The sequence below is a fragment of the Bradyrhizobium sp. 154 genome (assembly GCF_023073875.1).
In the GTDB taxonomy this organism is placed as follows: Bacteria; Pseudomonadota; Alphaproteobacteria; order Rhizobiales; family Xanthobacteraceae; genus Bradyrhizobium.
This window is the reverse complement of the sequence record NZ_JADPKG010000021.1, coordinates 43,327-63,616: the sequence shown is the minus strand read 5'-3', so window position 1 is coordinate 63,616 and position 20,290 is coordinate 43,327. Positions and strand designations below refer to the sequence as shown.

General features: G+C 64.0%; 16 protein-coding genes and 3 pseudogenes. 12 read left to right on the top strand and 7 right to left on the bottom strand.

Features of this window, described 5'->3' with window-relative positions:
- Positions 1-12 precede the first annotated feature (12 nt).
- Together IVA92_RS02360 and IVA92_RS02355 are read right to left on the bottom strand one after the other, a co-directional pair.
- Positions 13-231: a hypothetical protein gene (locus tag IVA92_RS02360; RefSeq protein WP_247280165.1), complete on the bottom strand. Its 219-nt coding sequence runs from the start codon at positions 229-231 to the stop codon at positions 13-15.
- A gap of 114 nt (positions 232-345) precedes the next feature.
- The gene (locus tag IVA92_RS02355; RefSeq protein ID WP_008546179.1) at positions 346-552 is read right to left on the bottom strand and encodes a DUF465 domain-containing protein; all 207 of its coding nucleotides are present in this window, start codon (positions 550-552) and stop codon (positions 346-348) included.
- Positions 553-882: 330 nt separating this feature from the next.
- Between IVA92_RS02355 and IVA92_RS02350 the strand changes: the two genes are divergently transcribed.
- Positions 883-1,062 (top strand): DUF465 domain-containing protein, encoded by a 180-nt coding sequence (locus tag IVA92_RS02350; protein WP_025034152.1) that lies wholly within the window; start codon positions 883-885, stop codon positions 1,060-1,062.
- Between the two features lie 168 nt (positions 1,063-1,230).
- Here the strand turns inward: IVA92_RS02350 and IVA92_RS02345 are convergent, their stop codons facing one another.
- Positions 1,231-2,334 (bottom strand): NAD(P)/FAD-dependent oxidoreductase, encoded by a 1,104-nt coding sequence (locus IVA92_RS02345; RefSeq protein ID WP_247280164.1) that lies wholly within the window; start codon positions 2,332-2,334, stop codon positions 1,231-1,233.
- Between the two features lie 202 nt (positions 2,335-2,536).
- On the opposite strand from IVA92_RS02345, the gene IVA92_RS02340 reads away from it, so the two are divergent.
- The 5 genes and pseudogenes from IVA92_RS02340 (at position 2,537) to IVA92_RS02320 (ending at position 9,690) form a co-directional block, all read left to right on the top strand.
- A complete protein-coding gene (locus tag IVA92_RS02340; RefSeq protein ID WP_247280163.1) occupies positions 2,537-5,224 on the top strand; it encodes an EAL domain-containing protein in 2,688 nt (895 codons plus the stop codon).
- A 35-nt stretch (positions 5,225-5,259) separates the two neighbouring features.
- A pseudogene (locus IVA92_RS02335) lies at positions 5,260-6,737 on the top strand (glycerol-3-phosphate dehydrogenase).
- A 52-nt stretch (positions 6,738-6,789) separates the two neighbouring features.
- Entirely contained in the window at positions 6,790-7,962 is a 1,173-nt protein-coding gene (locus tag IVA92_RS02330) for an ABC transporter ATP-binding protein (protein WP_247280162.1), read from the top strand.
- Positions 7,959-8,873, top strand: a complete 915-nt coding sequence (locus IVA92_RS02325; RefSeq protein WP_247280161.1) for an ABC transporter permease — start codon at positions 7,959-7,961, stop codon at positions 8,871-8,873. Before IVA92_RS02330 ends, IVA92_RS02325 begins: the two co-directional genes overlap by 4 nt.
- Before the next feature lie 4 nt (positions 8,874-8,877).
- Entirely contained in the window at positions 8,878-9,690 is an 813-nt protein-coding gene (locus IVA92_RS02320; protein WP_247280160.1) for an ABC transporter permease subunit, read from the top strand.
- Between the two features lie 51 nt (positions 9,691-9,741).
- Here the strand turns inward: IVA92_RS02320 and IVA92_RS02315 are convergent, their stop codons facing one another.
- The 3 genes from IVA92_RS02315 to IVA92_RS02305 form a co-directional block, all read right to left on the bottom strand.
- Positions 9,742-10,608 (bottom strand): carbohydrate ABC transporter permease, encoded by an 867-nt coding sequence (locus IVA92_RS02315; protein ID WP_247280159.1) that lies wholly within the window; start codon positions 10,606-10,608, stop codon positions 9,742-9,744.
- Positions 10,605-11,477 carry a sugar ABC transporter permease gene (locus IVA92_RS02310; RefSeq protein ID WP_247280158.1) on the bottom strand — a complete coding sequence of 291 codons (873 nt, stop codon included), beginning with the start codon at positions 11,475-11,477 and terminating at the stop codon, positions 10,605-10,607. The genes IVA92_RS02315 and IVA92_RS02310 overlap by 4 nt, the downstream gene beginning before the upstream one ends.
- A 94-nt stretch (positions 11,478-11,571) precedes the next feature.
- A complete protein-coding gene (locus IVA92_RS02305) occupies positions 11,572-12,957 on the bottom strand; it encodes an ABC transporter substrate-binding protein (protein ID WP_247280157.1) in 1,386 nt (461 codons plus the stop codon).
- Between the two features lie 436 nt (positions 12,958-13,393).
- Here IVA92_RS02305 and IVA92_RS02300 point away from each other — a divergent pair.
- Positions 13,394-13,711, top strand: a pseudogene (locus IVA92_RS02300) (cation:dicarboxylase symporter family transporter); the annotation flags it as partial.
- A 96-nt stretch (positions 13,712-13,807) separates the two neighbouring features.
- Here IVA92_RS02300 and IVA92_RS02295 read toward each other — a convergent pair.
- Entirely contained in the window at positions 13,808-15,700 is a 1,893-nt protein-coding gene (locus IVA92_RS02295; RefSeq protein WP_247280277.1) for an AsmA family protein, read from the bottom strand.
- A 287-nt stretch (positions 15,701-15,987) separates the two neighbouring features.
- On the opposite strand from IVA92_RS02295, the gene IVA92_RS02290 reads away from it, so the two are divergent.
- The 5 genes and pseudogenes from IVA92_RS02290 to IVA92_RS02270 all read left to right on the top strand — a co-directional run bounded on the left by IVA92_RS02290 (position 15,988) and on the right by IVA92_RS02270 (position 20,244).
- A complete protein-coding gene (locus tag IVA92_RS02290; protein ID WP_008546160.1) occupies positions 15,988-16,695 on the top strand; it encodes a CoA transferase subunit A in 708 nt (235 codons plus the stop codon).
- A gap of 76 nt (positions 16,696-16,771) precedes the next feature.
- A complete protein-coding gene (locus tag IVA92_RS02285; RefSeq protein ID WP_247280156.1) occupies positions 16,772-17,422 on the top strand; it encodes a CoA transferase subunit B in 651 nt (216 codons plus the stop codon).
- 22 nt (positions 17,423-17,444) lie between these two features.
- Positions 17,445-18,080 (top strand): GNAT family N-acetyltransferase, encoded by a 636-nt coding sequence (locus IVA92_RS02280; RefSeq protein WP_247280155.1) that lies wholly within the window; start codon positions 17,445-17,447, stop codon positions 18,078-18,080.
- 5 nt (positions 18,081-18,085) lie between these two features.
- Positions 18,086-18,385, top strand: a pseudogene (locus IVA92_RS02275) (DNA-binding response regulator); the annotation flags it as partial.
- Between the two features lie 182 nt (positions 18,386-18,567).
- Positions 18,568-20,244 (top strand): mucoidy inhibitor MuiA family protein, encoded by a 1,677-nt coding sequence (locus IVA92_RS02270; protein WP_247280154.1) that lies wholly within the window; start codon positions 18,568-18,570, stop codon positions 20,242-20,244.
- Positions 20,245-20,290: the final 46 nt, after the last annotated feature.

The window sequence follows — 20,290 nt, the reverse complement described above, 5'->3', positions numbered from 1 at the left end:
CCGATGTTGAACTCAGGCGGCGCTGCTTTTGCTTCGCATCTTGCCGGGCGAGATCTCCGGAACGCAGCCGGCGGAAATCGCCGCCTGCAATTCCTCCAGCTCGGCTTCCAGATATTCATTGGCCATGATCAGCGCCTTGATGGTGCTGCGCAGATTGCCGTCGCACATCGCGATCGCCTGATCGCAGGCCTGTTCATAATGGCTGTTGTCGAGAAGGGCGGTTGCCGACATCTGCGTTGTCCTTGGCGTTTCCTGGGGCGTTGGAAGGCAGAATGTTCCTATTTTGTTCTCGTTGAGTCAAGCAGATTCACGCACCCGCAAGCCGCGGCAAGGCCGCCTTGCGGATCAGGCGATGATGTCGGGCGTGATCTGGTCTTCGATGAAGGCGATGCGGTCGCGCAACAACAGCTTGCGCTTCTTCAACCGTTGTAACCGCAACAGGTCGGGGGCGGGCGACTGATGCAGTGCATCGATCGCCGCATCGAGGTCTCGGTGTTCCTGCTGCAACCGGGTGAGCTCGGCTTCGAGCTCACGCTCGTCTTCATTGGTCATGTCTGCGGTGGCCGAAAACCGATAGCCGTGAGATCTGGGCTGTGGATGCCCTGTGGAAATTATCGTCCTTGCGCGGCGTGACCGCAAGCGATCTGCGGCCGCCGGCCGCCGATCTTCCGCAACATATTTCTGCGGGTCGCCGCGGCGCTGCGCAAGCGCATTGATATCATGGATTTTTTCTGCGTGGTTCCCTTACTCACGCTTCGTTACATATGAATTTTCAAAAATGACGGCGCAACCACGGATACCCATCGACAGAACGAATCGGTGATGTAGACTTCCCTCGTCCGGATCGAATCCTGAGGTTCAACCCTACCGAGGAGGTTTCGAATGACAATTCAGGCACATCTTGTTGAATTGGAACGGAAGCACAAACTTCTCGAAAACGAATTGCACGAAGCTCTCGTGCACCTTTCAACAGACGACCTGCAAATTGTTGAGTTGAAGCGCCGGAAGTTGATGGTCAAGGACCAGATCGAGCGTCTGAAGCAAGGCGACACGCTCCACTAGTGATCCCCGCAACAGCGTAGAGTTGATCGTACTCCTTAGGCAGGGATGAGCGCCTTTGCGCTCATCCCTGCTGCAAGGAGCGCGCGTCGTGCAAATTTGTGCGGCGTCAGCCTTTTGCTTCGACGCATTTTCTTGACGCAAACCGGTATCCGCTTTGCTCGAAACGCTCTAGATGTCCGCGAGCTCAGCGACGTGATCCGCGATTGCGAGCGACGACGTCAGTCCCGGCGATTCGATGCCGAACAGGTTGATCAAGCCTGCCACGCCGTGATCGCGCGGGCCCTGCATCAGAAAATCCTGCGTCGCCACCGCTGGCGGCACGATCTTCGGGCGAATGCCAGAATAGCTCGGCATCAACGCCCCGTCGGGCAGCGTCGGCCAGTATTTGCGGATCGCGGGATAGAAGCGCTCGGCGCGTGCCGGATCGACCTCGTAATTGATGGTCTCGATCCACTCGACGTCGGGGCCGAAGCGGGCCTGACCTGCCATGTCCAGCGTCAGGTGCACCCCCAACCCGCCGGGCTCGGGCACCGGGTAGATCAGGCGCGAGAACGGCGCCCTGGCACTGCAGCTGAAATAATTTCCCTTGGCGAGATAGGCCGGCGGAATCCGGTCCAGCGGCATGCCGTCGATGTTACGCGCCACATTCGTCGCCGAGAGTCCCGCGGCGTTGACGAGAAGGCTGCATTGCAGCGTCATCGGCGCCTCACCGCCGGCCTCGATCTCGATGCCGTCGGCGGCGGCCTTGGCACGGACCAGCGGCGTGTGGAACGCGAAGGCCGCGCCGGCCTCCTCGGCTTCGCCGCGTAGCGAGAGCATGTAGGCGTGGCTGTCGATGATGCCGGTCGACGGCGACAGCAGTGCGGCGTCGCAGGCGAGCGCCGGCTCCAGCGCGCGTGCGGCCTCGCCCGAAAGCAGTTGCATGTCGAGCACGCCGTTGGCTTCGGCATGCGCCTTGATCGATTGCAGCTTCTCGGTCTCTTTCGCGCTGGTCGCGACGATCAGCTTGCCACAATTCTTGTGCGGGATGCCGCGCTCAGCGCAGTAGCGGTACAGCGCCTGCTTGCCGCCGACGCACATGCGCGCCATCCAGCTCCCGGCGCGGTAGTAGATGCCGGCATGGATCACCTCGCTGTTGCGCGAGGAGGTGACGGTGCCGATGGCCTCGGCTTCCTCGAGCACGACGACCTCGCGCCCGGCCTGAGCGAGCCTTCGAGCCACCGCGAGCCCGATCACGCCGGCTCCGATGACGACGCAATCGACCCTATCCATGGTCGTGCAGGACGTCAGTTGGGAGAGCCGGTGGCAGTGGGCCTTGAGGCGACGGCGCGCGGCCGTTTTCCGTTAAGGAAGCATTTATCATGTCAGGGCAATTGCCGTGTTTCGCGTCACATTTTTCCGTTGCGCGTACAGGCGTTTACCCGATCCAAACCCGCGAAGCCAGACAATCCGGCGTTGAAATCGCGGGTGGCGGATGGCTGAGAAAAACTGGCACGTGGGCAGTGCGCTTCCGATTGCTGTGCAGGCCGTCGTGTGCCTGGCTGGCGCGGTCGGCCCTGCGCACGCCTTTGCGCTGTCGGACAGCTTCACCGCTCCGAGTGATCTCGCCAAGCTCGATCCCAACGTGATCTGGGAAGTCCTGATCGCGAGCATCGTCGTCTGCTCGTTCCTCGCCGCGATCGCGCTATGGATCCATTCCTCGCTGCGGCGGACCAGGCGTTCGCAGATGCGGCGCAATGCCTTCGTCTCCTCGGCAATGAACAATCTCAACCAGGGCGTGGTGATGACGGATGCGCAGCGGCGCGTCATCTTCTGCAACGACCGCTATCTCGAGATCTATGGCCTGACGCGGTCGGATATCCGGGCCAACATGAACGGCTCCGAACTCCTCGAGCTGCGACGCAAGCGCGGGGTGCTCGGCGGCGCCTCCGTTGACGAGTTCTACGAGAAGGCGGCAAGCAGCAACGGTTTGATCACCGAGCTGCCGGATGGACGGGCCATCCTGGTGAAATTTTACGTGCTGCCGAACGGCGGCTCGGTGGCGACGCATCTCGACGTCAGCGAACAGCGGCGGCTTTCGCAACAGCTCGCCTCCACCAAGCAGTTCCTGGAAACCGTGCTGGACAATGTGCCGGCCTGTGTTGCCGCGAAGAGCATCGAGGACGGCCGCTACATCTTCGCGAACACCGCCTATGAGCGCTTCTGGGGCTTCTCGCGGGATCACGTGGTCGGCAAGAATGCGCGCGAGTTGTTTTCGCCCGCCTCGGCGGCCACTATCGAGGCGACCGACCAGGCCGCGCTCAACTCGCCGGACGGTCAATTCCGCAACGACTTCGAGGTCGAGCGTGGCGGGGAGCAGCGCATGGTCGCCTCGATCCGGATCGCGGTCCGCAATGAAAGCAACAGGCCCGGATTCCTGCTGCTGGTATTCGAGGACATCACCGACCGCCGCTCGCTGTCGCAGGAACTGGAGAGCACCAAGAAGTTCCTCGAGCTCGTGGTCGACAACATTCCGGTCGCGCTGATCGTCGAGCAAGTCAAGGACGGCCGCTATTTGCTCGCCAACCGCAGCGCCGAGACGATTCTCAACCGCAGGCGGGAGGAAGCCACGGGCCTGACTGCCGCGGATATCTTCAATCCCAAGGAAGCCAAGCTGATCATCGCGCGCGACGAGGCCGCAATCAAGAAGCGCGGGATGATCACCGAGGAGCATCCGATCTCCACTAAGGACGGCTTGCGTCTGTTCCTGACACGCCGCGCCACCGTGTTGAGCGATGCCGGCGAGCCGCAATATCTGATCAAGACCCATGAGGACGTCACCGATCGCCGGCAGACCGAGTCGCGCATGGCGCACATGGCCTATCACGACGGCCTCACCGATCTGCCGAACCGCGCCGCCTTCCTCCAGGCGCTGACCCAGATGATCGAGGCCTGCGAAGGCACGGTCGAGGAGTTTGCCGTCCTGTGCGTGGACCTCGACGGCCTCAAGGAGGTCAACGACGTCTTCGGCCATGCGCTCGGAGACAAGCTCCTGATCGAGGTGGCCCAGCGGCTCCAGGACTCCGCGCGCGGCGGCGTGGTGGCGCGCCTGTCGGGCGACGAATTCGGTCTCATCATCGACGGCAAGCAGCCGGACGCCGGAATGGCGCTGGCGCAGCAGATCGGCGAAGCCGTCGCCCGGGAATTCCAGATTGATGGCCGGCCGGTTCGCGCCGGTATCACCACTGGCATGTCGGTCTTCCCGCACAATGGCGCCGACGGCGCTTCGCTGCTTGCCAATGCCGGCGCGGCGCTGTTCCGCGCCAAGCAGAAGTCGCGCGGCACGATCAGCCTCTACCAGCCGGAGATGGACCAGCAGATCCGCGATCGCCGCGTGCTGCACCAGGACCTATCGATGGCGATCAAGAAGGGCGAGCTCTCGCTCGCCTTCCAGCCGCAGGGCGCCGCCGGCCACAGCGTCGCCGAGAGCGAGATCATCGGCTTCGAGGCATTGGCGCGCTGGCAGCATCCGGTGCGTGGCCAGGTCTCGCCGGCCGAATTCATCCCGATCGCGGAAGAGAGCGGCCTGATCGTCGAGATGGGCCAGTGGATCCTGCGCGAGGCCTGCCGTGAGGCGGCGTCCTGGCCAAAACCGCTCCAGGTCGCCGTCAATCTGTCGCCGGCGCAGTTCATGCACGGTGACGTGGTTGGCCTCGTCCATTCGATCCTGATCGAGACCGGCCTTGCACCCGGCCGGCTCGAGCTGGAGATCACTGAGGGCGTGCTGATCGAGGACTTTGATCGAGGCCTTGCGCTGCTGCGCCGGCTGAAGGCGCTCGGCGTGCGCATCTCCATGGACGATTTCGGCAGCGGCTATTCCTCGCTGAGCTATCTCCAGGCGTTCCCGTTCGACAAGATCAAGATCGACCGAGCCTTCATCATCAATCTCGGCCGCAACCCGCAATCGGCGGCAATCGTGCGCGCCGTGATCGATCTCGGCCACGGCCTCGAAATGTCGATCATCGCCGAGGGCGTCGAGACCACCGACCAGCTCGCCTTCCTTGCCAAGGAGGGCTGCGACGGCGTGCAGGGCTATCTGCTCGGCAAGCCCCTGCCGATCGGGAAATATGCCGGCCTCGTCGGCCGTGCTGAGGTCATGGAGCTTGCGCTCAAGACCGGCTAATGATGATGGGGCGCTTCGCTCCTTCTCGTCGGCTCATGGCGGATTACGACCTTGCGATCATCGGCGGCGGCCTGAACGGTGTCAGCCTCGCGCGCGATGCGGCTGGCCGTGGTCTGCGGGTCGTCCTGTTCGAGCAGGCGATCTCGGCGCCGGGGCGTCGTCGGCGACGCCGCGGCTGATCCACGGCGATCTGTCGGTTCTGGAACGGCGCGGGTTCTGGCGGGTGCGCCGGGCGCTGATGGAGCGGCGGACCTGGCTCAGGATCGCGCCGCATCTGGTCCGGCCGATGCAGTTCGTCATTCCCGCCCATTCGGACGAACGTCCGCCATGGCTGCTGCGCGCCGGCCTATTCCTTTATGACAGCCTCTCCAGCCGGAGCGGGCTGCCTGTCGCGACAACCCTCGACATCACGCATCATCCGGTTGGCAACGCGCTGAAGCGTCCGTTCAGCATGGCGTTCGAATATTCGGATTGCGTCGTCGATGATTCCCGCCTGGTGGTGGTCACGGCGCTCGATGCCGCCGAGCGTGGCGCGGTGATCCGGACCGGCGCGCGTTGCGTCCGCGCCGATCGAACCGACGCCTGGCGGCTTGCGGTGGTCGATCGAGGCCAGCGCCGCACGATCACGGCCCGGGCACTGGCCAACGCGACCGGGGCCTGGACGTCGGTGGTGGCGGAGACTGTGCTGCGGCAGCCGTTGCTCGCCATGGCCGCCATGCAGATGAGCCAGATCATCGTGCCGCGGCTGTTCGAATCCGATAACGTCTACGTCTCGCAGAACAACGATGGACGGCTGATCTTTGCCCGGCCCTTCGAGCGCGACTTCACCCTGATCGGCACGGTCACGCGTGAGTTCACCGGCGATCCCGCGATCGTGGCGATGCCTGGGGCCGATATCAGCTATCTCTGCGAGGCGGCCAGCCGCTATTTCCGCGAGCGCGTTACCCCGTCCGACGTGGTCCGGACGGTCTCCGGCGTCAACCTGGCGCTGGCGTCCGCACGCAGACGTGATGGCACGACCCTGTTCCACGCGCGCCGGCGCAAGGCGCCGTTGATCACGATGTTCGGCGGCGACATTACGACGTCGCGCCTGCGCGCGGAGAGGGCGGTGACGAAGTTGGCGCGGTTCTATCCGATGTCGCCGCGCTGGACCGCCGGCGCAGCGCTGCCCGGCGGGGATTTTGCCTGGAATCGTTTTGACACCGAGGTCGATCTCGCGCGCGACCGGTGGCGCTTTCTCTCGGAGCCGCAGGCCCAGCGGCTGGTTGCCGCCTACGGCTCGCGGTTAGCGGCGGTGCTCGGCGAGGCCAAGATCCGTGAAGAGCTCGGTCCCGCCTTCGGTCCCGAGCTGACGGGGGCCGAGGTGCGCTATCTCATGACCCACGAATGGGCGCGCTTCCCAGAGGACATCCTGTGGCGCCGTTCCAAGCTTGGTCTGACCATGCCCGCAGCGGATCGCGACGCGCTGGCCGCGTTCATGGCGGGTGTGAACGATTCATCCCGAACCGGTTGAGCTAGGCAGGATCGGCCGCTAGCGTGCGGCGGAATCGGGGTTGGCAGGGAACATGACGGACGAGTTGCCCAGAACAGACGCCGCGGCGAATGCGGCCAGCGGAGATCAACATCCGGTGGCCGGGCAGCCGTTGCTGCGCATTGAGGGCGTCTCCAAGAACTTCGGGACGTTCCGTGCCGTGGACGGCGTGTCGCTCGACATCAGGGCCGGCGAGTTTTTCGCGCTGCTTGGTCCGAGCGGCTGCGGCAAGACCACGCTCTTGCGCATGCTCGCCGGTTTCGAGGCGCCGGACGAGGGGCGCATCCTGCTCGGGGGCAAGGATATCGCGCAGGCCTTGCCGCACGAGCGTCCGATCAACATGATGTTCCAGAGCTACGCGCTGTTCCCGCATCTGTCGTCACAAGACAACATCGCCTTCGGCCTGAAGCGCGCCGGTATGGCGCGCGCCGACATTGCCGCGCGCGTTGCGGAGATGGTCGCGCTGGTGAAGCTCGGGGGGCTGGAGAAACGCAAGCCCGACCAGCTCTCCGGCGGCCAGCGCCAGCGCGTCGCGCTCGCCCGTGCGCTGGCCCGCCGACCGCAGCTCCTGCTGCTCGACGAGCCCCTCGCCGCGCTCGACAAGAAGCTGCGCGAGAGCACGCAAGCCGAGCTGATGGAGCTGCAGCGCCGGCTCGGCATGACCTTCATCATCGTCACCCACGACCAGGAAGAGGCGATGACGATGGCGAGCCGGATCGGTGTGATGAACGCCGGCAAGCTGGCGCAGGTCGCGACCCCGCGCGAGCTTTACGAGGCGCCGCGCTCGCGCTGGATCGCCGAGTTCGTCGGCGACGTCAATTTGTTCGACGGCGAGTTCAGGCTGCGCGACGGGCATCGCCTGGTGATCGCCACCCGTGAAGCGGGCACGCTGGTAGCGGCGGAGCCGCGCGAGCCGGTGAGCGAGACGAAACTGTCGGTCGCAATCCGGCCCGAGAAGGTCAAGCTCTCACGCCGCGGGCCGGTGTTTGAGGCCGGCCGTGAAACGGCGATCAACAGTCTGGACGGCGTGATCGCCGACATCTGCTATCTCGGGGGCACCACCACCTATAAGGTGAAGCTCGACGACGGCGGAATGGTGCAAGCTTCAGTCGTCAACAGCGCGCGCCTCGACGTCGATGCCTACAGTGTGAACCAGAGAGTCATCGCCTGGTTTACGCCCGACGACTGCGTGGTGCTGTCGTCATGAGCTCCCGCCGTATCTTCGCGCGGCCGGCGCGTTTTGCTGCCATCGCGCCTTACCTCTGGATGGCGCTGTTCTTCCTGGTGCCGTTCGGCTTCGTGCTGAAGATCAGCCTGTCGCAGACGGCGATTGCTCAGCCACCTTACGAGCCCGTGTTCGACCTGACGGCGGGATGGGAAGCGCTGAAGACGGCCCTTGCTGCGTTGTCGATTGACAATTTCAGGCTGCTGATCTCCGACGACATCTACGTATTCGCTTATGCGCGCAGTCTCATCGTCGCGGTCACGGCGACCGCGCTCCTGCTCCTGATCGGTTACCCCATCGCCTATGGCATGGCGCGGCTGCCGAAGCGCTGGCAGGCGGTGGCGATGGTGCTGGTGATCGTGCCCTTCTGGACCTCGTTCCTGATACGCATCTATGCCTGGATCAACATCCTCCAGCACGATGGCCTGCTCAATCAGATCCTGCTGGCGCTGCATCTGGTCAGCCAGCCCGTGGTGTGGCTCTCCACGGACAGCGCGATGTATATCGGCATCGTCTATTCCTATTTGCCGTTCATGATCCTGCCGCTCTATGCCACGCTCGCCAAGATGGAGCGGGCGCTGGAGGAGGCGGCCGGCGATCTCGGCGCGCCGCCGTGGCAGGTGTTCTGGCTCGTCACATTCCCGCTGTCGCTGCCCGGCGTCGGCGCCGGCGTGCTCTTGTGCTTCATTCCGATCGTCGGCGAGTTCGTCATCCCGGATCTTCTCGCCGGCTCCAATTCGCTGATGATCGGCCAGACCCTCTGGCTCGAATTCTTCACCAACAAGGACTGGCCGGTCGCGTCCGCGGCGGCCATCGTGCTGCTGGTGATGCTGCTGCTACCGCTTCTGCTATATGAGCGGCTCCAGAAGCGGCAACTGGAACAGGGGCGCTGATACGATGCGCAAGCTCTCCCGTCTCTCCCGCTTCAACATCGCTTCGCTCGCGCTGGGGCTGGCGTTTCTCTATTTGCCGATCCTCATCCTCGTCATCTATTCCTTCAACGCCTCGCGTCTGGTGACGGTGTGGGGTGGCTGGTCGCTGCGCTGGTATCACGAGTTCTTCAATGACCGCGCCATGATCGAGGCGGCCTGGATGAGCCTGCGGGTTGCGGTCTCGTCTGCAACCATTGCCACGCTACTCGGCACCCTCGCAGCGGTCGCACTGTCGCGCGGTGAACGCTTCCGCGGACGTACGCTGTTCTCCGGCATGCTCTATGCGCCGCTGGTGATGCCGGAGGTGATCACCGGATTGTCGCTGCTGCTGTTGTTCGTCGCGCTCAACGCCGAGCGCGGTTTCTGGACGGTGACGATCGCCCACACCACGCTGACGATGTGCTTCGTCGCCGTGGTCGTGCAGTCCCGCCTCGGCTCGCTCGATCGCTCGCTGGAGGAGGCCGCGATGGATCTCGGCTGCGATCCCGTCCGCGCGTTCGTGGCCGTCACGCTGCCGCTGATCGCGCCGGCGATCGTCGCCGGCTGGATGCTGGCATTCACGCTGTCGCTGGACGATCTCGTGATCGCGAGCTTCACCACGGGTCCCGGCTCGGCGACGCTGCCGATCCGGATCTACTCCGAAGTGCGGTTGGGGGTGAAGCCGGAGATCAACGCGATCTGCACGCTGGTGATCGCCCTGATCGCGGTGGTCATCGTCATTGCCTCGCTCGTCTCGAAACTGTCGAGCTCACAGGGCGAGAGCGCGGCGCCGCTGTAGCGAAGGCATCATTCCGGGTGCACTGCGCGTGCACCGGAATGACCAGTTTGCCTACGACTTCACCGCACCCGCCGTCAGTCCGCCCACCATGTAGCGGCGGAAGGCGTAATAGACCGCGGCCGGCGGCAGCGCGTAGATGAAACCGGTGGTCATCAGCAGTTCCCACGGGGAATCGTCGGCGGCGAGGAAGTTGCCGAGCGCGACGGGGAGGGTGATCTCGCGGTCGTTGGAGAGCAGCAGGAACGCGTAGAGATATTCGTTCCAGGCGAGCAGCACCGCATAGGTGCCGATCGCGACCAGCGAGGGCATCATCAGCGGCAGGTAGACCAGACGGAAGATCTGCAGCGTCGTCGCGCCGTCCATCACGGCGGCTTCGTCCAGCTCGACCGGCAGCTTGTCGGAGGCCTGCTTGAGCACCCAGATCGCGTAAGGCGAGGCGATCGTCACCATGGCCAGGATCAGCGACCAGTGATTGTTGAGCAGGCCGTAATTGCCCATGGTGCGGTACATCGGCACGGCGAGGAACGCGGCGGGGATGAAATAGGTGAAGAGCGCCAGGTTCAGCACGGTGCGTCCGCCCGGCACCTTCAGCCGTGAGATGGAGAACGCCGCCGCGGTTGCGATGAACAGCGTCAGCACACCGACGGAGACGGCGATCACCGTCGAATTCCAGAACTGAACGTAAAAGTCGCGCAGAAAGTAATGCTGCTGCTTGAACACGATCTCGAAGTTATGCAGCGTCGGATGATCCGGCCACAGCTTGCCCGAGAACGCGTCCTCCTTCGGGGAGATCGCGAACAGGAACATGTGATAGATCGGGATCATCGTCCACAGGAAGACGGGGATGCCGATCAGCAGCAGCCGCGCTTCGGTCGCGACGTCACGCCAAGAAAATTCGCTTACGCCGGGGAGCTTCATCGCGACAACCGTTTCATCATGAAGTACACGAGCGGCAGGACGAACGGCATCGCGCAGACGATCGACGCCATGGCCAGCGAGAGCTGGTCGAGCCGGAGATAGCGGATGCCGAGCGTCGACAGCACGTGCGTGAGGTCGGCCGGGCCACCGCCGGTGAGCAGATAGACGCTGTTGAAATCGCCGAGCGTCCAAATCATCGAGAGCAGCGTGCAGGTGACGTACAGCGTCTGCATTGACGGCCAGGTGATGTAGCGGAATTTCTGCCACCAGCTCGCGCCGTCGACCTCGGCGGCCTCGAACAGATCGTGCGAGATCGCAAGTCGGCCGGTGATCAGGATCAGCGTCCAGAACGGCAGCGACTTCCAGATGTGCACGGCGATCGCCATGCTCAGCGCCACGGTCGGATCGTTCAGCCAGTTCGGGCCGTCATCGCCGGTGAAGGAAAAGATGAGGTGGTTGATCATGCCCCATTCGGGATTGAGCATGAAGCGTACCGACAGGATGGTCGGGATCGACGGCACCGCCCAGGGCAGGATGAAGATCACCGAGAGCCATTTGATCCAGGTGCGCTGCTGGGCGAAGAAGCCGGACAAGAACAGCGCGATCAGCATCTTGATATTGATGCCGATGACCAGGAAAATCAGCGTGTTGACCGCGGCGCGGGCGAAGATCGGGTCGTTGTACAGCGCGACGTAGTTCGCCGGAGCGCGCGCCAGCCACAGCCCATAGCAGACGGGATAAACGACGAAGGCCAGGAAAACGAGCAGGTAGGGCGCGAGCAGCACGATGCCCCAGACCTGCGCCGGGGTCAGCCGCGACGACAGAGGCGGGCCGGGAATTGCCTGATCGCCAGAGAGCGTGATCGCCATTCTTTTCGAACTCTTCAAAGAGAAGCCGGCCGCGAAACGCGGCCGGTGTTGTTCTTATACCTTTCCCCGCAACGCGGGGAGAGGGGCGGACGACTTAACCCGCGACCTGCTTGATGCGGGCAATCAGTTCGTCGACGGCCTTGTCGACCGGAACCTTCTCGCTCACCACCCGGTTCATCGCCTTCGCCCACACGTTCTCGTTGTTGAGAATCGTGAATTTCCAGTTCTTGGTGAAGTCGAACGCGGCGGTGCCGCCTTTGAACTGCGTGTAGACTGCCTTGCGGTGCTTGTCAGCCTGCCAGAACGGGCTTTCCTGGCTTTCCTTCGTCACCGGGAACCAGCGGCCGAGCGCGCCCTCGATATAGGGACGGACGTTCTCTTCCTGGAGCAGGAAGCTGATGAACTGCTTGGCCTCGGCCTTGTTCTTGGCCGCGGTGAAGATCAGCCCGGTCTTGACGTCGGAGCGGTAGCGGATGGTCGAACCATCCGGCGCCTTGGGGAAGGACGCCGTGATGATGTCCTGTTCATAGGCCTTCTTGCCGGCGTCGCGCTGTTCCTGGGTGAGGGCCTGGTTCTGCGAATCCTCGAACCACTTCGCCGCGATCGAGATCGTGAAGTTGTGGGTCATCACGATCGTCTTGTTGTGGAAGGCAACGTTGTTGTCAGGATCCTTCCACGTCGTCGAGGACGGCGGCGTGCAGCCCTTGATGTACGTGTCGGTGTAGTCCTTCATCGCCTTGATCAGGTTCTCGCGGACCTTGGGATCATCGACCAGCAGCTTGCCGTCGTCGTCGACCAGCTTGACGTGGTAGGCGTCCATGAAGGTGTAGAACGACTGGAAGGCATCGGTGGATTCCACGCCCATCGGCTGGCCCACGGCATAGATGCGCTGGCCGGTCGCCTTGCGGATCGCCGGCTGCACCTTGTCGCACCAGAACGACCAGTAGCCCGTCCAATCGGTCGGAATGTCGCTCTGCTTGAAGCCGGCCTTCTCCAGCATGTCGTTCCAGATCTGGACGTGCATGCTCTGCTGCTTCAGCGGGAAGCCGTAATAGGCCTTCTTCTTGGTCACGTCGTTGTAGAGGATCGACGCGTCCAGCGTGTTCTGCACGAACCGGCCCTTGATCGGCTCCATGACATCCGTGAGGTCCTCGAGCTTGCCCTCGTATGCCCACTTGCCCTGCGCCTGCACGTCATAGGAGTCGGAGTAGGCAACGTCGGGCACCGTGCCGGCATCGAGCGCCGCGACCGTCTTCGGAATCATGTCCTGGATCGCGTACTGCGACAATTCGACCTTGATGCCGGTCTTGGCTTCGAACTTCTTGATCGTCTCGATCAGCGCGTCGTCTTCGGAGCGATAGAAGCCCTTGCCCCACCAGACCGTAATCGTCTTCTGCTGCGCAAAGGCGGGTGCAGTGGCGGCGAAAAGCCCAACCGCAGCGACCGCCAATGATACTGCGCCAATAACCTTGGATCTCACGTTTTTCTCCCTCAAACGGCCGGTGTTTTTAGCCGGCCGTCTAAAACACTAGCGCATGGCGGAAGTCTGATCTAGCGCCATGTTGTCAGACCAATGTCGTGGGATGGAGCCTCGCGGAGATGCTTGACCCGCGTATCGATCCAATCGCCGCATCAATTCGCAGCGATCAATTCGCCTTGTGCGTTCTGGCTTGGCCTGCCCATGCGCAGCTCCACACACCTGCTCGCCGCCAGCGAAAGACTCAGCTGTTGTAAGCGGTATGAGGACTGAACGCAACGCAGCCGGCTCGCAGCGACGCGGCGCTCCGGCTGCGGGAGCCAAAATGTCTCTGAAGCAAACGGGCCGATTGATCCAGGAACTCAGGTTCGTCGGGGAACGGACTTGCACCGCTTAGCGGGCAAACTGTCAGCGTTTCCCCTTCAGCCCTGTTGAAATGGCAGGCGTCACCGGCAGCGGCTTCGTCGCGCTTGTCGCGACCCTTTCGGTCATGCCGGATTTGCCGGTGCCCGGCCTGGCGCTGCTTGTTGGCATCGACCGCTTCATGTCGGAGGCGCGGGCGCTGACCAGCATGATCAGCAACTGTGTCGCGTCCATCACCATTTCGCTGTGGGAGGACGCCTGTGACCGCGAGGTGCTGGCCCGTGAACTGGGACAGAGCGGCACTATCAAGGTCGCGGCCGGGACGAAGATCGACGGGGCAACCATGGTGCACGAGGACAAGAGCTGGATCTCGACGACGCAATCGGCCGCTTGACGCCGCGTTTGCATGAAATCCGTCGCACTGTTGGATTTGGCAAATCGAGCCTGTCGCGCGCAGGCTGCCAAGCCTAAGAGAGCGAGGTTGATCACTCTAGTTGGACTTGGCGCCCTCCTTCGCGTTCTCCGCCGTCGGCGATCCGTCCTGCGCCGGGCGCTTTCCGCCACCGGTAATGCGCTGCTTCAGGAGATCGAGGAAGGGAGATGCTGCGGGCGACTGCCGGATCAGGCTTTCGGGGTCGGGGAAAATCAGGGGATCGTCCCAGGGCCCCTGCACCATGAAGGGCAATTGAAAGCCTGACGTCGTGTTGAGGCTCGCGACGCCCTTCATGTCGTATTCGCGTGTCGGCACGGAGGCGGTGCCGGTCAGCGTGATCTTCGCCGCGGGTCCTTCGATGCGGATGTCCTCGGCGGTGGCGATCCCGTCGGAGAATTTCACTGCGATGGTGAGCTTGTCGTAGGGGGTCGAGCCGTTGCGGAAATTGCCGCCGCCCGACAGCGGCCGCCGCTCCAGCCGCTTGAGCAGCTGCTCGGCATTGAAGCCGGAGATCGCGCCGTCATGCCCGGTGACGGTGGCGCTGCCGTCGAGCGACTGCACGAGGCCGAACGGGCTCGAGCCGGAGGCGAAGAGCGACACGTTGATGTTGCCGCGGCCGGACAGCTTGTTGAGGCCGAACAGTTCGGAGGCGCAAGCCTGGAGATCGACGTCGGTGAACTGGAATTGCGCCTTGATGTCGGCGACGCTGTCGGCGCGCGCGATGCCGAAAGAGCCCTTGGCGATGCCGCCATAGACCTGGGCCTCGCCAACCGAGAGCGCCAGCGTGCCGTTCCGCAAATTGGCGCCGATCGCAGTGCGGCCGAGCTTCGACGGGCCGACCGTCAGCTTTGCCGCTGACAGGCGCATGTCGAGGTCAGTGGTCGAGAGCCCGTTAAGATCGAACAGCTGCCTGTTCCAGTCGCGCGCGCCGCTCGCGAGCAGGCGGAAGGTCGAGATATAGGGTGTGAAGTCGAGCGCGTCGGCGGCGAGCGTCGCCTGCAGCGTCTGCCGGCCGTTATTGGCGTAGGTCATCACGCCCTCAGCGGCATTGCCGTCGAGTTCGACATTGACGTTGGTGAGCGCGATCGAGGCACCCACGACATTGGCGCGCGCCTTCAGCGCGAAACGGCCGAAGCCGCCGCTGGCGGGCTGCGGCTGGCCGGTCCAGCGCAGCGCATTGCGCAACGACGGGCTGTCGATGGTGAGCGTGCCTTCCATCATCGGGCTGGTGCGGTTGGCGACGCTGCCGTCGAAGGCGAGCTTGAGCGGCGCGCTCGCGATCCGCGCCTTCAATCCTGAGCGCTCGCCGGAGAGGGCGGCGACGAAATCGGAAAAGGTGATCGAGCCATCGACGCGCTCGCCGCGCCAGTCGAACTGTCCGGTCGCGGCGAAGGAGCGCGAGATCGAGGGCCAGGCCAGCGACAGGTCGATGTCCTCTAGCTTCTCGGTGGCGCGCGTGGCAACGTCCTCGTAATTGAGCACGCCGTCCTGGATCCTGATCTCGGAGAACGACACTTGATTGTCGGCGCCGGGCTTCATGGTGCGCGCAATGGTCTGGATGAAGGGCGTCCAGTTGCTCTCGCCGTCCGGCTTCAGGCTGACATGAATGCGCGGCCGCAGCAGCGTCAGGTCGGCGATTTCGAACCGTTGCAGCAGCAGCGGCAGCAGCCGCAAATTGGCGGTGAGGACGTCGACATGGAGCGCGGGATCGTTGGCGCCGCCGCCCTTGAGACCGACGTCGCGGAAGGAGATGTAGCTCGCCGGCAGGACCGAAATGTCGATGTTGCCTGCGACACTGAGCTCGAGCCCGGTCACGTCGCGGATCTGCGCTTCCACCGCCTGGCGCAGCGCGTCACGGTTAATGAGCCAGGAGGTCGCGATCAGGGCGATCAGCGCCAGGCCGAGCAGCGCCGCGATCGGCGTCCCGAGGCGCTTCATTCCTTGGGCCATGGTCAATGGCATGTCCTGATCGGGTTGGTCATTGGAGCCAGAAGGGCGGGTCGGGAAACCTGCGTGCCCATGCCCAAGCCTTATTATGTTAAGTCCCGCAACTTGATGGGTTTTCTTGTCGCTTTCAAGGCCGCGGACGATTCTGCCCACGGCGTGGGCAGCTTCTATCACCCGGCCACGGATCGGAGAACCCCGTATCATTGACGGCTTCGGAGAATTTCGCCTAATAATCGCCGCCAATAAGGCGCGACGCCCGCAAGCCGAAGGTTCAGTCGAAGGTCATTTGCATGAACAAGGTCTATCCCGACGCCAAGTCGGCTCTGTCAGGCATTCTGAAAGACAACATGATGATCATGTCGGGCGGCTTCGGCCTCTGTGGCATCGCCGAGGAGCTGTCGGACGCGATCCGCGAGTCCGGCGTCAAGGGCCTGACGGTGGTCTCTAACAATGCTGGCGTCGACGGTATCGGGCTCAGCCGCCTCTTGGAAACCCGGCAGATCAAGAAGATGATCTCGTCCTATGTCGGCGAGAACAAGCTGTTCGCCCAGCAATTCCTCGCCGGCGAGCTGGAACTCGAATTCAATCCGCAGGGCACGCTGGCCGAGCGCATTCGCGCCGGCGGCGCCGGCATCCCGGCCTTTTACACCAAGACCGGCGTCGGCACGCTGATCGCCGAAGGCAAGGAAGTAAAGGAATTCGACGGCGAGAAATATCTGATGGAGCGTGGCCTGTTCGCCGATCTCGCCATCGTGCATGCCTGGAAGGGCGACACCGCCGGCAATCTCATCTACCGCAAGACTGCGCGCAACTTTAACCCGATGATGGCGACCGCCGCCAAGATCACGGTGGCCGAGGTCGAGCATCTGGTTCCGGCCGGTGAGCTCAATCCCGACCACATCCACACGCCCGGCATCTTCGTGAAGCGCATCGTCGAGGTCGGCACGGCCAAGAAGCGCATCGAATTCCGCAACACCCGCCCGCGCCCCGCCGCTTAAGGCGCGCATGATCCGGAAAAGTGGATACCGATTTTCCGGCAAGATCATGCGCAATGAAGCACTACAGGAGAGTTAGATGGCCTGGACCCGTGAACAGATGGCCGCGCGCGCCGCGAAGGAACTGCGCGACGGCTATTACGTCAATCTCGGCATCGGCATCCCGACGCTGGTCTCGAACTACATCCCCGACGGCATTGACGTCAGCCTCCAAAGCGAGAACGGCATGCTCGGCATGGGCCCGTTCCCCTATGAAGACGAGGTGGACGCGGACCTGATCAACGCCGGCAAGCAGACCGTGAGCGAACTGCCCTCCACGTCTTATTTCTCGAGCGCCGATTCCTTCGGCATGATCCGCGGTGGTCACATGGATCTGTCGATCCTCGGCGCCATGCAGGTGGCCCAAAACGGCGACCTCGCCAACTGGATGATCCCGGGCAAGATGGTCAAGGGCATGGGCGGCGCGATGGATCTCGTCGCCGGCGTCAAGCGCGTCGTCGTGGTGATGGAGCATTCCGCCAAGGACGGTCCGAAGCTACTGAAGCAGTGCAACCTGCCGCTCACCGGCGAGCGCGTGGTCGACATGGTCGTCACCGATCTCGCCGTCTTCACCATCGACAAGCACGGCGACGGCGGCATGGCCCTGATCGAGCTCGCCGACGGCGTCTCGCTCGAGGAGGTCAAGGCCAAGACCGAAGCCGAATTCCGCGTTGCGCTGAAGAATACGTAAGGCCGTCGCAATGGAGGCGCGCATGACGATACGGTCAGCGCGTCCCGACGACGTCGGTGTTGTCGCACGAACCATTCTGACGTCGCAGCGCGGCTACCGCACGCGTGGCTGGTTCGACGTCGCGCTCGGCTGGCCCGAAGTGCAGTGCCTCGATTTCATCGCGCGCATCACCGTCGCAGACGCGGTGTCGATGTGGCACGTCTCGCAATTCCTGATCGCCGAGATCGATGGCATGCCTGCCGCCGCGCTATCCGCGCTGCCGGCGGCCGGCACCGGACCTTCGGCCTGGCGCGCGATCGAGGAAGTCGCCGCTGCAACCGGGCTCGCCGCGCCGGAGCTGGAAGCCATCCGTCGACGCGGCGCCTATACGCGCGCCTGCTGGGTTCAGGGCGGCGAGGGCGACTGGATGATAGAATATATCGCAACCGATCCCGCCTATCGCGGTCGCGGGCTGGTGCAGGCGCTGATCCGGCACGCGCTGGATAAAGGGCGGGCGGCTGGATTTGGCCGGGCGACGATATCGTTTCTGATCGGCAACGAGCCCGCCGAACGTGCCTATAGTAAGGCCGGATTCGTGTTCGCGGAGGAGAAGCGGGATCCCGATTTCGAGGCGCTGATCGGCGCGCCCGGCTTTCGCATGTTCATGCAGACAATCTAGCCTGCGGCGCGGCCGATTTCATCGGAAAGCCGTTCCGCGCCCGCGACATGGTCGATCGGATCGATGCTGCCGTTGACGAGTTCGCGCAAGCCCGGCGCGAACCGCCAGCGCTGGCTGGCCGGCTGCGAACCGCCGACCAAGCGCGCAGGCGACGGCTCGAACATCTCGCTGCGCGCCTCACCAACAAAAACCGTCGGCGCACGCATCTGAGCGCGCGGACGATCGAGGGCTACGGCGCCAGCGTGTTGCCGAAAGCCGCCCGCAACCCGGCCGATCTGCTTCGCCGCATGTTCGGTCAGGGCTCGGCTGCCCATGTCCGAGGCTTGGCGGGACCACAACGCGTTCCGCGGCCACCCTGCCGCCGCCGCAGCGTCCCACGGAAACCCCAATCGAACCGGTTCCTTCCCTGCCGCGTCTCATCACGATGGCGAGGCATCTTTTCGCGCGTCCGGCTGGTGACGCGTCGATATCGGCAGGGAGGAAATTTATGCGTACCATCGCGAAATATCTGGCGACGACGAGTCTGGTCCTGGTGGCCACGGCGGCGGCGTTGCCGTCATGGGCCGCCGACGTGGACGCCACATCGGCTATCGACACCGTCACCGTCTATCCCGATGGTGCCACCGTGACCCGGGTCATCGCGCTGGATCTGGCCTCTGGTGACAATACGCTGGTCGCGAAGGACTTTCCGCTCTCGCTCGATCCGTCCTCCCTCCGCGTCGAAGGCGAGGCGGGCGCCAAGCTGACCATCGGCACCATCGACGCGCGACCGCCGCGTGCGGCGCCGCCGGTGAACCTGCCGGAGCTCGACAAGCGCATAGAGGCGCTGAAGGATCAGCGCGCCGATCTGCAAGGTGTCATCGACTCGGCCACCGCCCGGCGCAAATTTGCGCAGCACTTTGCCGAAGCCTCGCCTGCCGGTCTCGGCGACAAGGGCGACGCCCGGCCGATCACCGAATGGCGCGCGGCCTTTGCCGCCGTCGCCGAGGAGATCGCGACCGCCGACACTGCGATCCGCGAGGCCGCGCGAAAACAGCGCGAGATCGATCGGCAGATCGCGCAGCTCGAGGCCGAGCGTTCGGCCAAGCCGCCGAGCAAGCTGGAGGTGCGGATCGACGTCGCCTCGGCAGCCGCGACCAAGGCGACGCTGCGGGTGACCTATACCGTGCGCAATGCGCGCTGGCTGCCGCTTTATGACGCCCGGCTCGACACCGGCGCCAAGGACCGCAAGCCGCAGCTCGAGCTGGTGCGCCGCGCCGAGGTCACGCAATCAACCGGCGAGGATTGGTCCAACGTCACGCTCGGCGTCTCTACCGTTCGCATCAGCCGCGGCGGCAGCGCCCCGGAGCTTAATTCGCTGGTCGCGCAATATCCGCAGGTGGCGAGACCGGTGGCTGCAGGAACGGTCTCAGATCCGGCGCGGCCCGCGCCGGTTGCACGTCAGATGCAACCCCATCTTTCGAAAATGGCCGAATCGGCCGAGCCGCGTGAACGCGCTGACGAGCAGCAGGCGGTTGCCGAGATCGGTGACTTCCAGGCCACCTTCAAGATTCCCGGGCGCGTCAGCCTCGGCGCCGCCGAAGGCGCCAAGAGCCTCCGTATCGCTTCGGTGAATGTGCCCGCCGATCTGGCGGTGCGGGCCGCCCCGGTGATGGACCCGACCGCCTTCCTCGAAGCCAGCTTCAGGCAGAGCGACGAGGCGACTCTATTGCCGGGCAAGGTCGCGATCTACCGCGACGGCGTCTTCGTCGGCCGCGGCAAGATCACGGCGTCGGCCAAGGACGACATCGTGCGGCTCGGCTTCGGCGCCGACGACAAGGTTAAGATCGAGCGCGCGGTGCTCAAGCGCAACGAGGGGTCGGCGGGTCTCCTTGTCACGACGTCGAAGACCGACGAGCGCGCGTTCAAGACGACGATCCGCAATGGACACGACTTCCCGATTAAGATTGCGATCGAGGATCAGCTTCCGGTCAGCGAGAACGAGGACATAGTGGTCGAGATGCTGCCCGCGAGCACGCCGCCCACCGCGAGCAACATTCGCGACAAGCGCGGCGTGCTGGAATGGTCGTTCGACGCCAAGCCCGGCGAGTCCAAGGACATCAACTTCGCCTGGCGCATCCGCTGGCCGAAGGACAAGAGCATGGTGATCGCACCGGCCGGCTAGACGGTGTCTCTTCACCTCTCCCGTAGGGACAGGTGAAGTGCGCCGC

What these genes read in the sequence shown, in the direction of transcription:
- IVA92_RS02360 (WP_247280165.1), bottom strand. Translation starts at nt 231, where the DNA reads ATGTCGGCAACCGCCCTTCTCGACAACAGCCATTATGAACAGGCCTGC.
- IVA92_RS02355 (WP_008546179.1), bottom strand. Translation starts at nt 552, where the DNA reads ATGACCAATGAAGACGAGCGTGAGCTCGAAGCCGAGCTCACCCGGTTG.
- IVA92_RS02350 (WP_025034152.1), top strand. Translation starts at nt 883, where the DNA reads ATGACAATTCAGGCACATCTTGTTGAATTGGAACGGAAGCACAAACTT.
- IVA92_RS02345 (WP_247280164.1), bottom strand. Translation starts at nt 2,334, where the DNA reads ATGGATAGGGTCGATTGCGTCGTCATCGGAGCCGGCGTGATCGGGCTC.
- IVA92_RS02340 (WP_247280163.1), top strand. Translation starts at nt 2,537, where the DNA reads ATGGCTGAGAAAAACTGGCACGTGGGCAGTGCGCTTCCGATTGCTGTG.
- IVA92_RS02330 (WP_247280162.1), top strand. Translation starts at nt 6,790, where the DNA reads ATGACGGACGAGTTGCCCAGAACAGACGCCGCGGCGAATGCGGCCAGC.
- IVA92_RS02325 (WP_247280161.1), top strand. Translation starts at nt 7,959, where the DNA reads ATGAGCTCCCGCCGTATCTTCGCGCGGCCGGCGCGTTTTGCTGCCATC.
- IVA92_RS02320 (WP_247280160.1), top strand. Translation starts at nt 8,878, where the DNA reads ATGCGCAAGCTCTCCCGTCTCTCCCGCTTCAACATCGCTTCGCTCGCG.
- IVA92_RS02315 (WP_247280159.1), bottom strand. Translation starts at nt 10,608, where the DNA reads ATGAAGCTCCCCGGCGTAAGCGAATTTTCTTGGCGTGACGTCGCGACC.
- IVA92_RS02310 (WP_247280158.1), bottom strand. Translation starts at nt 11,477, where the DNA reads ATGGCGATCACGCTCTCTGGCGATCAGGCAATTCCCGGCCCGCCTCTG.
- IVA92_RS02295 (WP_247280277.1), bottom strand. Translation starts at nt 15,700, where the DNA reads ATGGCCCAAGGAATGAAGCGCCTCGGGACGCCGATCGCGGCGCTGCTC.
- IVA92_RS02290 (WP_008546160.1), top strand. Translation starts at nt 15,988, where the DNA reads ATGAACAAGGTCTATCCCGACGCCAAGTCGGCTCTGTCAGGCATTCTG.
- IVA92_RS02285 (WP_247280156.1), top strand. Translation starts at nt 16,772, where the DNA reads ATGGCCTGGACCCGTGAACAGATGGCCGCGCGCGCCGCGAAGGAACTG.
- IVA92_RS02280 (WP_247280155.1), top strand. Translation starts at nt 17,445, where the DNA reads ATGACGATACGGTCAGCGCGTCCCGACGACGTCGGTGTTGTCGCACGA.
- IVA92_RS02270 (WP_247280154.1), top strand. Translation starts at nt 18,568, where the DNA reads ATGCGTACCATCGCGAAATATCTGGCGACGACGAGTCTGGTCCTGGTG.